The following is a 12,236-nucleotide window of genomic DNA, read 5'->3' on the forward strand; positions in this document are numbered from 1 at the left end:
CGCGCCGCGCCCCCCCGCGGGACTCTAGCCCCCCCCCCCCCGCCGCCCCCGCGCCGCGGCGGCGCGCCCCCCCCCCCGGGCGCGCCCCCCCCCCCCCCCCCCCGCTACGTCGCAGAGGTCCGCGCCAGACCTCAGTACGCGCTGTTGACGTTGTCGATCGAGCCGTACCGGTGGGCCGCGTAGTTGGCGGCGGCGGTGATGTTGGCGACCGGGTCGTAGATGTTCAGGGAGGTGCCGGCCACGTGGTACGCGTTGAAGGTGGGCTGGATCACCTGGAGCAGGCCCTTGGACGGGATGCCGTTGACCGCGTTGATGTCCCAGTTGTTGATGGCCATCGGGTTGCCCGAGGACTCACGCATGATGTTGCGGTACAGGCCGTTGTAGGAGCCCGGGATGTTGTTCTGCCGCATGATGTCCAGCGAGTGCCGGATCCAGCCGTCGAGGTTGTTCGCGTAGGTCTTCGCGGCGACGGTCTCCATCTGCGGGCGCTGCACGGAGCGGTTCGCGGCGGCCTGGGCGGTGCGCTCCTGCGCGGCCTTCTGGGCGGCCTTCTGCGCGGCAGCGGCGGCGGCCTGCTTCTTCGCGGCGGCCTCGGCGCGCTGCTTGGCGGCGGCCGCGTCCTCGGCCTTCTTCTTCGCCGCGAAGGCGTCGAGCTTGACGCTCTGGCCGGCGAGCTGGTCGGTGACCGTGCCCTTGACGTTCTTCAGGGCGGCACCCGAGGCGACCTGGGCGGTCGTGGCCGGGGCGCCCGTGGTGACGGTCTCGGCGCTGCTGGGGACGGCCGAGAAGGCGAGCGCGGCGGTGCCGAGGGCGGCGACGCCGGCGAGGGCGATCCGGTGCTGCTTGGTCAGGGCCCGACTACGAGCACGACTGAGGATGTTCTTGGGCATGGCTGATGGACCTCTTCGATAGCGCGGAGGTCGCTCCTGCGTCCGCCGGGGGAATCGGCTCCTCCCACACGAACGCCGCGGGCCGGTGACCCACGGCGCTGAGCGACGGAGCAATTCTTAGCGGGCGCAAAATGCCCTGGCAAAGATGTGACCTACGATCCCAGGTAGTGGATCAGGGAAGGGCAAAACGGGACAGACCAGACCGTCTGCCCCGTTCATGCGGGGACACTCTCTCTCCTATGCCCGTTCGTACGTGATGTGGGCCCTATGCGCGGGCTCACATCGACCGTGTAACAGTCTCACCAGGAGTTGCCGTCGCAACGCTCTGTGTGAGTGGCCTCATCCGGCAGGAGGAGATGCACGTCCCCGAACTCGTGCCACAGAAAGAGCGCACGCAGCGCCTCCTCGTAGGCGCGGACGACCGCGGCCCGCCCCGCGACCGCCTCCAGCATCAGCAGATGGGACGCCTCCGGCTCGTGCAGCCCGGTCAGCAGTCCGTCCACCACCCGCACCCCGCTCTCCGGAGTGACCACCAGACCGGTCCAGCCCCCGGCCGCCCGCACCACCCCGTCGGCCCCGGCGGCCGACTCCAGGGCGCGCACCGCCGTCGTACCGACCGCGATCACCCTGCCACCGCCCGCCCGGACCGCGTTGACCAGCCGCGCCGACGTCTCCGGCACCGCGAACCGCTCCGGGTACGGCGGCTCGTGCGCCTCCGCCGACGACACCCCTGTATGCAGCGTGACCGGCGCGAACTGAACCCCCCGGCTCACCAGCTCCGCCACCAGCCGCGCGGTGAAGGGCCGCGCCGCGCTCGGCATCTCCGCGCTGCCCGCCCCGTCCGCGGAGGGCAGCGCGAACACCGTCTGGTACACGGACAGGGGCTGGTCGCGCTCCGTATAGGAGTAGCGGATCGGCCGGCCGTGCGCCCGCAGCAGACCGGGCACCTCGGCCCCGCTCGCCCGCGCCCACCAGAGCCGCTCCCCGCGCGGACTCAGCGGCTCCTCCAGCACCAGCCGCGCCCCGCCCGCCACCTCCACCTCCGCGGCCATGCCCGCACGCGCGCGCGTAGTACCGCGCCCGTCGGGTTCCCGCAGCTCCACCGCCCACCGGCCGTCGTCCCCGCGGGTGGAGAAGTGCACCACCACACGCGTGTGCCCGATCCGCCCGTCCACCGCGGCGGGCAGCGTGGCCGAGGTGTTCACCACCAGCAGGTCCCCGGCCCGCAGCAGCCGCGGCAGCTCCCGGAACGCCTGCCGCGTCACCTCCGTACCGCGCGACACCAGCAGCCGTACGTCGTCCCGGTCCAGGCCCGGACCCCGCTGCTCGGCCGGCACGCGCGCGGACAGCTCCGGCGGCACCTCCAGGGTGAGGGTCACCGTGCCTCCCGCAGCGCCGTCGCCGTGTACCGGCCGCTCGCCGGGCGCCGGTCCAGCAGGCGCAGGAAGTCGGGCGCGACCTCCTCGGGCGCCGGCGTCCCCGACAGGTCCGCACCGGGCTCGGCCGCGGCCAGCATGCCGGTCCGCATACCGCCCGGATCGACCCACCAGACCCGCAGCCCCGGCTCCTCCACCGCCAGCACCGCGGAGAGCTGGTCCACCGCGGCCTTCGTCGCCCCGTACGCACCCCAGGTCCGGTAGGCCTCCGCCGCCGCGTCCGAACTCACGTTGACCACCGCACCGGCCGGGGCCTCGCGCAACAGCGGCAGCGCCTCCTGGAGCAGCCCCAGCGGGGCCACCACATTGGTCTCCAGCGCGGCCCGGAAGCCGTCCAGCGGCTGCTCGCCGAGCGGCACCAGGGGCTCGGCCCCGAGGATCCCCGCGTTGTTCACGACCAGATCCAGCCCGCCGAACGCGCGCGCCGCCGCCACCAGCTCCGCCCGGTGCCCCGCGTCGGTGACGTCCCCGGCCAGCGCCGCCACCCGGGTACCGGGCCCGGCGACGGCCGCCGCGGCCTCCTTCAGGGCCTGCGCGCCCCGGGCGTCCAGCACCAGATCCCAGCCCCGCGCGGCCAGCGCCCCGGCGAGCGCCCGCCCCAGCCCCTTCGAGGCCCCCGTGATGATCGCTACCGGCATGACTACCGTCCCCTCGTCGCCCACCGCCCGCGCCGGGCGGTGACCACAACCTAGGAACGGCACCGGCCCCACCGCCTCGGACGCGGGCCGCAACCCCGAGGGGCCCTTCGACGTACCCCGCCCGCCCTGGGCCATAGGCCCCGGACCGGCCGCCCTAGACCGGCCGACCTAGGACCAGCGGACCGGACCCGGGCCGTCACCGGTCCGATCCGCGCTGTCACACCCCGCCGGTACCGTGAGGTCATGAGTCACGCCCCCCGGTCCGGCCTCGCCGCGGTCAGTTCCGCGCTGCTGGCCATGAGCAGGCATCTGGAGGTGCGCGACGTCCTCAAGACGATCGTCGCCTCCGCCCGCGAGCTGCTCGACGCGCAGTACGCCGCCCTCGGCGTCCCCGACGACCACGGCGGCTTCGCCCAGTTCGTGGTGGACGGTGTCAGCGACGCCCAGTGGAAGGCGATCGGCCCGCTGCCCCGCCAGCACGGCATCCTCGCCGCCATGCTGCGCGAGGCCCGCCCCGAGCGCCTCGCCGACGTGCGCAAGGACCCCCGCTTCGAGGGCTGGCCGTCCGCCCACCCGGACCTGGTCGACTTCCTGGGCCTGCCGATCCGCGACGACGACGAGGTCATCGGCGCACTCTTCCTCGCCAACAAGAACTGCCCCAAAAGGGACGGCCGTTGCGGCTTCACGGCCGAGGACGAGGAACTGCTCGGCATCCTCGCCCAGCACGCCGCCATCGCCCTGACCAACGCGCGGCTCTACGAACGCAGCCGTGAGCTGACCATCGCCGAGGAGCGCTCCCGCCTCGCCCACGAGCTGCACGACGCGGTCAGCCAGAAGCTCTTCTCGCTGCGCCTGACCGCCCAGGCGGCGGCCGCCCTCGTCGACCGCGACCCCGCGCGCGCCAAGGGCGAACTGCACCAGGTCGCCGCGCTCGCCGCCGAGGCCGCCGACGAACTGCGCGCCGCCGTCGTGGAGTTGCGGCCCGCCGCCCTGGACGAGGACGGCCTGATCGCCACCCTGCGCACCCAGATCCAGGTCCTCGACCGCGCCCACACCGCCCGTGTGACCTTCGCCGTCAACGGCTTCCGCGCCCTGCCCGCCGCCCAGGAGGAGGCCCTGCTGCGGGTCGCCCAGGAGGCCCTGCACAACGCCCTGCGCCACTCCGACGCCGCACAGGTCGACGTGCGCGTGGAGCGGCGCGGCAGCGGCACCGTCCTGCGCGTCACCGACGACGGCGCCGGCTTCGACCCCAAGGCGGTCCGCCGCGCCGGGCGCCACCTGGGCCTGGTCTCCATGCGGGACCGGGCGAGCGGCGTGGGCGGCACGCTGACCGTGGAATCGGCGCCCGGCAAGGGCACCGTCATCGAGATGGAGGTCCCCGGTGGCTGACCCGATCAAGGTGCTGCTCGTGGACGACCACCAGGTCGTCCGCCGGGGCCTGCGCACCTTCCTGGAGGTACAGGACGACATAGAGGTCGTCGGCGAGGCCGCCGACGGCGCCGAGGGCGTCGCCCGCGCCGAGGAGCTACGGCCCGACGTCGTCCTCATGGACGTCAAGATGCCGGGCATGGACGGCATCGACGCCCTGCGCAGGCTCCGCGAACTCGCCAACCCCGCGCGCGTGCTGATCGTCACCAGCTTCACCGAACAGCGCACGGTCGTCCCGGCCCTGCGCGCGGGCGCCGCCGGGTACGTCTACAAGGACATCGACCCGGACGCCCTGGCCGGCGCCATCCGTTCCGTGCACGCGGGACACGTCCTGCTCCAGCCGGAGGTCGCCGGCGCCCTGCTCTCCCAGGAGGAGGCCAACTCCGGCCAGGGCAGGGGCGGCTCGCTCACCGAGCGGGAGCGCGAGGTGCTCGGCCTGATCGCGGACGGCCGGTCCAACCGGGAGATCGCCCGCGCCCTCGTCCTGTCCGAGAAGACCGTGAAGACCCATGTCTCCAACATCCTGATGAAGCTCGACCTCGCCGACCGCACCCAGGCCGCGCTCTGGGCCGTACGCCATGGCGTGACCGGCTGAAACGCCCTGCCCAGGACCTCACCCGCGGCAACCGGCCAGGATGAGATTCATACCGTCGTGGGAATGTCACCCGGACGGCGCATCCTCCGGCGGCCCCCGGCGTTCTTCAGTGCGTAACCGCGGCGCACCGCCGCGGTGGACGCTAAGAGGGGTTGGAAAGTGAAGAACCTGAAGAAGGCAGCGGCCGTGACGATGGTGGCCGGTGGCCTGGTGGCCGCCGGCGCGGGCCTGGCCTCCGCCACCGACGGCTCCATCGCCGCCGGCGAGGCCCACGGCTCCCCGGGTGTCGTCTCGGGCAACGTCGCTCAGGTGCCGGTGCACATCCCGGTCAACGCGGTCGGCAACAGCGTGAACGTCATCGGCGTGCTGAACCCGGCCTTCGGCAACCTCGGCCTCAACCACTGAGGTTCGGCCGACCACGACCTCAGGCCTCCCGTGTGCACCGGGAGGCCTGCCAGGCCGCCGCCCACCGACCTCGCCCGCTCCGGCGCAGGCCGGCCCGACCGGCGGACGGTCCGAGGCCGACCCCCGGCTGTCCCCGCCGGCCTACCGCATGCCCCGCTCCCGCTCCTCCACGACCGAGTTGTACGCGGCCACCTGGGCCCGCCGCGCCGTCCGCTCCACCGGCCTGAGCGCCTCCGCCCGCGCCGCGATCTCGCTGGAGCTGACCGCGCCCCCGTGCCCGCCGCCGTACGCCAGCGACACCAGCAGCGCCACCCGCTGCGCCAGCTCCAGCACCCGCACCGCACGCGGCGGATACCCCGGCGCCAGCACCTCCCGCCCGCGCTCGGCCCGCGCCCGGTACGCGTCGATCGCCGCCTCCGCCACCGGACCCGACCCGGCGACATCTAGCTTCGACAGCAGCTCGGTCGCGTCCCGCAGTGCCTCCGCCAGCTCCCGCTCCGCCTCGCCCAGCGAGGGCACATCGGCGGGCGGCGCCTCCCGCACCGGCAGCACATGCCAGACCACCTCGGCATGCACATCACCGGCGGGCCCCGCCTCGTAGACCTCCGGGACCAGCCCGAACGCGGCGCCGTGACAGACCACCGCCTCCTCGGCCTGAAGCGCCCGCGCATTGAACTCCGGCGGCCCGCTCAGCCCCAGCGGATGCCCCGGCGCCGGCAGCGCCACCCGCAGCGCGGTCACCCCCAGCCTGCGCAGCCGCCCCAGGGCGAGCGTGAGCCCGACCGGCCCGGACTCGTCCGGCAGCCCCTCCACCCGGTGCACCGCGTCCTCGCCCACGATGGCGAGCACGGCGTCATCCGGAGAGACAAGTCCGGCCAAAAGGGCATTTCCCCAAGCGGCGAGGCGTCCTGAACGCGGTTCCGAGAGCATGCCTCCACCCTAAGGACAGGACCGATGGAATGGAGCGGGGCGCTCGTGGCGTAGATTTCATAAGGGCTGCGCCCACCCGGCGCGGCGGACCGAGCCACAGGCGTACGCGACAGCCGAGACCGGCCACACTGCAAGGGGAGACAACGCGCTCATGAGCGATGTTCTGGAGCTTCAGGACGTATCCGTGGTCCGCGAGGGCCGGGCTCTGGTGGACCAGGTCTCCTGGTCGGTGAAGGAGGGCGAGCGCTGGGTCATCCTCGGCCCCAACGGCGCCGGCAAGACCACCCTCCTGAACGTCGCGTCCAGCTACCTCTTCCCCAGCAAGGGCACCGCCACCATCCTCGGCGAGACCCTCGGCAAGCCCGGCACCGACGTCTTCGAGCTGCGCCCCCGCATCGGTGTGGCCGGCATCGCCCTGGCCGAGAAGCTCCCCAAGCGCCAGACCGTCCTCCAGACCGTCCTCACCGCCGCCTACGGCATGACCGCCGGCTGGCAGGAGGAGTACGACGAGATCGACGAGCAGCGCGCCCGCGCCTTCCTCGACCGCCTCGGCATGAGCGACTACCTCGACCGCCGGTTCGGCACCCTCTCCGAGGGCGAGCGCAAGCGCACCCTGATCGCCCGCGCCCTGATGACCGACCCCGAGCTGCTCCTGCTGGACGAGCCCGCCGCCGGACTCGACCTCGGCGGCCGCGAGGACCTGGTCCGCCGTCTTGGCCGGCTCGCCCGCGACCCCATCGCCCCCTCGATGATCATGGTCACGCACCACGTCGAGGAGATCGCCCCCGGATTCACCCACGTCCTCATGATCCGCCAGGGCAAGGTCCTCGCCGCGGGCCCGATCGAGCTGGAGCTGACCTCCCGCAACCTCTCCCTCTGCTTCGGCCTCCCGCTCGTCGTGGAGCAGGTCGGCGACCGCTGGACCGCCCAGGGCCTGCCGCTGTCCTGACCCCGCCGCGCCTCGCCGTGCGCCCTGTCCGCCGTCCGACCACGGCCCTACCATGACCATGTGAACATCGACGCATGGGTGTGGTGGCTCGTCGGCGCGGCGGCACTCGGAATCCCGCTGGTCGTCACCGCCATGCCCGAGTTCGGCATGCTCGCGGTGGGCGCGGTCGCCGCCGCGGGCGCCGCCGGACTCGGCTTCGACGCCGTGGTCCAGGTACTCGTGTTCCTCGCCGTCTCCGTCGCGCTCATCGCCGTGGTACGGCCGATCGCCAACCGGCACACCAGACAGCGCCCCCAACTCGCCACGGGCATCGATGCGTTGAAGGGCCGCCAGGCCGTCGTACTGGAGCGCGTCGACGGCTCCGGCGGCCGGATCAAACTCGCCGGAGAGGTCTGGTCGGCACGCGCCCTGGACACCGGCCGCGCCTACGAAGTGGGCCAGGAGGTGGACGTCGTGGAGATCGAAGGAGCCACCGCGATCGTCATCTGACGGAACCTGCCCACGAGTTGGGCGGCCGTCTGACAGACTCGACCAGCAAGATCTTCAACAGCCATAAGATCTGCCAAGGCGCCGAGGCGGAGAAGGGTACGGGGACACGATGGAACCGGTCATCATCGTCCTGATCATTCTGGTGGTGTTGGTCTTCATCGCCCTGATCAAGACCATCCAGGTGATCCCACAAGCGAGCGCGGCCATCGTGGAGCGCTTCGGCCGCTACACGCGCACGCTGAACGCGGGCCTCAACATCGTGGTCCCGTTCATCGACACCATCCGCAACCGCATCGACCTGCGCGAACAGGTTGTACCGTTCCCGCCGCAGCCGGTGATCACCCAGGACAACCTGGTCGTCAACATCGACACGGTCATCTACTACCAGGTGACCGACGCCCGGGCCGCCACCTACGAGGTCGCCAGCTACATCCAGGCCATCGAGCAGCTCACCGTCACCACGCTGCGCAACATCATCGGCGGCATGGACCTGGAACGCACCCTGACCTCCCGCGAGGAGATCAACGCGGCCCTGCGCGGCGTCCTCGACGAGGCCACCGGCAAGTGGGGCATCCGCGTCAACCGCGTGGAACTGAAGGCCATCGAGCCCCCGACCTCCATCCAGGACTCGATGGAGAAGCAGATGCGCGCCGACCGTGACAAGCGCGCCGCGATCCTCACCGCCGAAGGCACCCGCCAGGCGGCCATCCTCACCGCCGAGGGCGAGAAGCAGTCCCAGATCCTGCGCGCCGAGGGTGAGGCCAAGGCCGCCGCACTGCGCGCCGAGGGCGAGGCCCAGGCCGTCCGCACGGTCTTCGAGGCCATCCACGCCGGCGACCCGGACCAGAAGCTGCTCTCCTACCAGTACCTCCAGATGCTCCCGAAGATCGCCGAGGGCGACGCCAACAAGCTCTGGATCGTCCCCAGCGAAATCGGCGACGCCCTCAAGGGCCTCTCCGGCGCCATGGGCAACTTCGGCCCCCTCGGCGGCGGTTCGGGCAACAACGGCTCCGCGGGCAACGGCAACGGCGGCAGCACGGAACGCCGCGAGAGGCCGAACATCGACTAGAGGGTCCTAGAGGGACCTAGAGGGTCACCGGGAAACGCCGGCTCCGCCCCGCGCCCTTCCAGGGGGCGCGGGGAACCGGGTCACGCAGCGTCCCGAGCCAGCCACCCCGGCAGAGCCTCGAACTCCTCGACCCCCAAGGCCAGCAGCATCGCGTCCGCCGGCGTCGGCTCGAACGGCTCCCGCAGCAACTCCATACCGGCCTGAGCCGGAGTCCGGTCGGCCTTGCGGTGATTGTCCTCCGCGCACGCGGCCACCGTGTTCAGCCACGTGTCCTGCCCACCCTGCGCCCGCGGCACCACATGGTCCACGGTCGTCGCCCTGCGCCCGCAGTACGCGCACCGGTGCCGGTCCCGCACCAGCACCCCCCGCCGCGACCACGGAGCTTGTCTTCGGAACGGCACCCGCACATACCGGCACAGCCTGATCACCCGGGGCACGGGTATGTCCACATCGGCACCGCGCATACGCAGTTCGGGATGGGCCTGCTCGACGACGGCCTTGTCCTGGAGCACCAGGACGACGGCTCGGTTCAGAGTCACCGTAGACAGCGGTTCGAAGCTCGCGTTGAGGACCAACGTGTCACGCATCCAGCCCACCTCCCGTGTGCACCTGCCCACCCCCCGGCGGGCTTGGATCAACTCTGGACGGGCGCGCCGAGATGGACAACGCAATAAAAAATGCCCGCCTCCGATCACTTCCAAGACCGGAGGCGGGCAAACGTTCAATGAACGCCTGGCTGAGAAATCGCGTCCTGCTCAGCCCTGCGCGGGGTTCTCGTACTCACCGATGAGCTGGGCACGCGCGAGCGTGTGGAACCGCAGATTGAAGCCGACCACCGCCGGCGAGGCATCCGCGTCCGGCCCCAGCTTCTCCTGGTCCACCGCGTACACGGTGAAGACGTACCGGTGCGGGCCGTCCCCGGGCGGCGGCGCGGCGCCACCGAAGTCCTTCGTCCCGTAGTCGTTCCGCGCGTGTACGGCGCCCTCGGGCAACCCCTCGAACTTTCCGCCGCCCGCACCGGCCGGCAGCTCCGTCACCGTGGCCGGGATGTCGAACAGGACCCAGTGCCAGAACCCGCTGCCGGTCGGCGCGTCCGGGTCGTAGCAGGTCACGGCGAAACTCTTGGTCTCCGGCGGGAAGCCCTCCCAGCGCAGCTGCGGCGAGGTGTTGCCCTCCGCGTGGACCTGAGCGCTCTTCAGCGTCGCGCCCTCCTCGACATCCGCGCTCGTCACCGTGAACGACGGCACGGGCGGATGGAAGTCGTGGGGGAGCGGCCGGCGCTTGAGCTCGGTCACCTCGGTACCTCCTGATCGATGATCTGGAACCAGCGGGTCCGAGCCTAGAACCAGTTGCGCTTGCCGCCGACCTCGGACAGCCACTGGTTCAGGTAAGCCGCCCAGTCGGTCCCCTGCCAGTCGTTCAGCCCCACCTGGAACGAGCGGTAGGTGTCCGAGCCCTCGCTGAACAGACCCGGCTTCTTGTCCATCTCCAGCACCACGTCCATGGCGTGCTCGTCGGCGACGAAGCTCAGCTCCACCTGGTTCAGCCCCCGGTACTGCGACGGCGGCCAGAACTCGATCTCCTGGTAGAACGGCAGCTTCTGCCGGGTGCCCCGGATGTGCCCGCGTTCCATGTCCGCGTTCTTGAAGCGGAAGCCCAGCTGGATGAAGGCGTCCAGGATCGCCTGCTGCGCCGGCAGCGGATGCACGTTCACCGGGTCCAGGTCGGAGGAGTCCACGGCCCGCGCGATCGCCAGCTCGGTCGTCACCCCGATGTGCATCCCGCGCAGCGCCTGCCCGTCGATCATCGTGACCGGCGTCTCCCAGGGGATCTCCAGCCCGAACGGCACCGCGTGCACGGCGCCCGCCTGAAGCTCGAAGGCACCACCGAGCCGCACCTTGGTGAACTCGATGTCCTGCTTGTACTCCTGGTCGCCGCTCTCCACGTCGACCTTGGCCTGGAGCCCGACGGACAGCCCCTCGATGTCCTGGTTCACGGACCCGCCCTGGATCCGCACCTCACCCTGGACCACACCACCCGGTACGACATTCACCTCGGTCAGCACCGTCTCGACCGAGGCCCCGCCGGCCCCCAGGCTCGCGAGCAGCTTCTTGAACCCCATTGACTCTCCCTTTGCGAACGGACTCGACCCTACAAACGCGCTCCGCCTCCGCCCGGTTCCGCCGTGCCCATGACCCGTCTGGACTACCCTCGGAGGGCATGATCGCGCCCCCGGACCGTATGCCACTGCCCCGAGACTTCTTCGACCGCCCGGTCCTCGAGGTCGCCCCCGACCTCCTCGGCCGCATCCTGGTCCGGACCACCCCCGACGGCCCGATCGCCGTCCGCCTCACCGAGGTGGAGGCGTACGACGGCCCGAACGACCCTGGCTCCCACGCCTACCGCGGACGCACCGCCCGCAACGCGGTGATGTTCGGCCCGCCCGGACATGTGTACGTCTACTTCACCTACGGCATGTGGCACTGCATGAACCTCGTCTGCGGCCCCGAGGGCCGGGCGAGCGCTGTACTGCTCCGTGCGGGTGAAGTGATCGAGGGCGCCGAGCTGGCCCGCAAGCGCCGGCTTTCGGCCCGCAACGACAAGGAACTGGCCAAGGGACCGGCCCGCCTCGCGACCGCCCTGGAGATCGACCGGGCCCTCGACGGCACCGACGCGTGCACCTCCGCCGACACCCCGCTCCGCGTCCTTCAGGGCACCCCCGTCCCCGCCGACCAGGTACGGAGCGGCCCCCGCACCGGAGTCGCCGGCGACGGCGGCGACGGCGACCGCCACCCGTGGCGCTACTGGGTGGCGGACGACCCGACAGTGAGCCCCTACCGGGCCCATGTGCCACGCCGCCGCCGAAGTTGACGCGGCTCGCGAAGGTGCGTAATGTATCCCGAGCCGCTGAACCGGGTACGGCATCGCCAGCAGCCGGAGCGGCCAAACCACTACCTAGCTCAAGCCCCTCGACGGGGTCGATTTCGGTGCGCCCGCGTACCCGAATTCGAACTCGCGGGACTCGATTATGAGTCGCCGAGGGAATCGGCTAACGTAGTGAATGTCGAAAGGGCCAACGGCGAAAGCCGAAAGCTCCGAGACAATCCCGCCGACCGGGAATCGGACGCCGAAAGGATCTGATAGAGTCGGAAACGCAAGACCGAAGGGAAGCGCCCGGAGGAAAGCCCGAGAGGGTGAGTACGAAGGAAGCGACCGTTCCTTGAGAACTCAACAGCGTGCCAAAAATCAACGCCAGATATGTTGATACCCCGTCCGTCGGGCACTGTCCGATGGTCGAGGTTCCTTTGAAATAACACAGCGAGGACGCTGTGTGCGAGGGGACTATTCCTCCTCTCGCACCGCTCTCGTGGTGTTCATCCCGATTACGGGAAAACATTCACGGAGAG

At 71.3% G+C, this 12,236-nt stretch carries 14 protein-coding genes; 7 read left to right on the forward strand and 7 right to left on the reverse strand.

Going from position 1 to position 12,236, the window contains the following annotated elements; all coding sequences use genetic code 11:
* Window positions 1-131: 131 nt before the first annotated feature.
* The 3 genes from ACFVIU_RS17015 to ACFVIU_RS17025 form a co-directional block, all read right to left on the reverse strand.
* Window positions 132-890, reverse strand: a complete 759-nt coding sequence (locus ACFVIU_RS17015; RefSeq protein WP_385843287.1) for a transglycosylase SLT domain-containing protein — start codon at window positions 888-890, stop codon at window positions 132-134.
* A 299-nt stretch (window positions 891-1,189) separates the two neighbouring features.
* Window positions 1,190-2,269 carry an S-adenosylmethionine:tRNA ribosyltransferase-isomerase gene (locus ACFVIU_RS17020; RefSeq protein WP_385843288.1) on the reverse strand — a complete coding sequence of 360 codons (1,080 nt, stop codon included), beginning with the start codon at window positions 2,267-2,269 and terminating at the stop codon, window positions 1,190-1,192.
* Window positions 2,266-2,964 (reverse strand): SDR family NAD(P)-dependent oxidoreductase, encoded by a 699-nt coding sequence (locus ACFVIU_RS17025; RefSeq protein ID WP_385843289.1) that lies wholly within the window; start codon window positions 2,962-2,964, stop codon window positions 2,266-2,268. The genes ACFVIU_RS17020 and ACFVIU_RS17025 overlap by 4 nt, the downstream gene beginning before the upstream one ends.
* Window positions 2,965-3,207: 243 nt before the next feature.
* Here ACFVIU_RS17025 and ACFVIU_RS17030 point away from each other — a divergent pair, with 243 nt between their 5' ends.
* The 3 genes from ACFVIU_RS17030 to ACFVIU_RS17040 all read left to right on the forward strand — a co-directional run bounded on the left by ACFVIU_RS17030 (window position 3,208) and on the right by ACFVIU_RS17040 (window position 5,392).
* Window positions 3,208-4,353, forward strand: a complete 1,146-nt coding sequence (locus ACFVIU_RS17030) for a GAF domain-containing sensor histidine kinase (protein ID WP_385843290.1) — start codon at window positions 3,208-3,210, stop codon at window positions 4,351-4,353.
* Complete coding sequence (locus ACFVIU_RS17035; RefSeq protein WP_385843291.1) at window positions 4,346-4,987, forward strand: response regulator; 642 nt, start codon at window positions 4,346-4,348, stop codon at window positions 4,985-4,987. Before ACFVIU_RS17030 ends, ACFVIU_RS17035 begins: the two co-directional genes overlap by 8 nt.
* Window positions 4,988-5,146: 159 nt before the next feature.
* Entirely contained in the window at window positions 5,147-5,392 is a 246-nt protein-coding gene (locus ACFVIU_RS17040; protein WP_385843292.1) for a chaplin, read from the forward strand.
* 141 nt (window positions 5,393-5,533) lie between these two features.
* Here the strand turns inward: ACFVIU_RS17040 and ACFVIU_RS17045 are convergent, their stop codons facing one another.
* On the reverse strand, window positions 5,534-6,322 hold the full coding sequence (locus ACFVIU_RS17045) for a hypothetical protein (RefSeq protein WP_385843293.1): 789 nt from the start codon (window positions 6,320-6,322) through the stop codon (window positions 5,534-5,536).
* A gap of 151 nt (window positions 6,323-6,473) precedes the next feature.
* Here ACFVIU_RS17045 and ACFVIU_RS17050 point away from each other — a divergent pair, with 151 nt between their 5' ends.
* From ACFVIU_RS17050 to ACFVIU_RS17060, 3 genes are all read left to right on the forward strand, one after another.
* On the forward strand, window positions 6,474-7,271 hold the full coding sequence (locus ACFVIU_RS17050) for an ABC transporter ATP-binding protein (RefSeq protein ID WP_385843294.1): 798 nt from the start codon (window positions 6,474-6,476) through the stop codon (window positions 7,269-7,271).
* A gap of 60 nt (window positions 7,272-7,331) precedes the next feature.
* A complete protein-coding gene (locus ACFVIU_RS17055; RefSeq protein ID WP_385843295.1) occupies window positions 7,332-7,760 on the forward strand; it encodes an NfeD family protein in 429 nt (142 codons plus the stop codon).
* 109 nt (window positions 7,761-7,869) lie between these two features.
* On the forward strand, window positions 7,870-8,829 hold the full coding sequence (locus ACFVIU_RS17060; protein WP_385843296.1) for an SPFH domain-containing protein: 960 nt from the start codon (window positions 7,870-7,872) through the stop codon (window positions 8,827-8,829).
* A gap of 80 nt (window positions 8,830-8,909) precedes the next feature.
* Here the strand turns inward: ACFVIU_RS17060 and ACFVIU_RS17065 are convergent, their stop codons facing one another.
* The 3 genes from ACFVIU_RS17065 to ACFVIU_RS17075 all read right to left on the reverse strand — a co-directional run bounded on the left by ACFVIU_RS17065 (window position 8,910) and on the right by ACFVIU_RS17075 (window position 10,951).
* A complete protein-coding gene (locus ACFVIU_RS17065; protein WP_385843297.1) occupies window positions 8,910-9,416 on the reverse strand; it encodes an HNH endonuclease in 507 nt (168 codons plus the stop codon).
* Window positions 9,417-9,584: 168 nt separating this feature from the next.
* Window positions 9,585-10,124: a YbhB/YbcL family Raf kinase inhibitor-like protein gene (locus ACFVIU_RS17070; protein WP_385843298.1), complete on the reverse strand. Its 540-nt coding sequence runs from the start codon at window positions 10,122-10,124 to the stop codon at window positions 9,585-9,587.
* 44 nt (window positions 10,125-10,168) lie between these two features.
* Window positions 10,169-10,951: a sporulation protein gene (locus tag ACFVIU_RS17075; RefSeq protein ID WP_385843299.1), complete on the reverse strand. Its 783-nt coding sequence runs from the start codon at window positions 10,949-10,951 to the stop codon at window positions 10,169-10,171.
* A 98-nt stretch (window positions 10,952-11,049) separates the two neighbouring features.
* Here ACFVIU_RS17075 and ACFVIU_RS17080 point away from each other — a divergent pair, with 98 nt between their 5' ends.
* Complete coding sequence (locus ACFVIU_RS17080) at window positions 11,050-11,700, forward strand: DNA-3-methyladenine glycosylase (RefSeq protein ID WP_385843300.1); 651 nt, start codon at window positions 11,050-11,052, stop codon at window positions 11,698-11,700.
* Window positions 11,701-12,236 lie beyond the last annotated feature (536 nt).

This window comes from Streptomyces sp. NPDC127190, assembly GCF_042672505.1.
GTDB lineage: Bacteria > Actinomycetota > Actinomycetes > Streptomycetales > Streptomycetaceae > Streptomyces.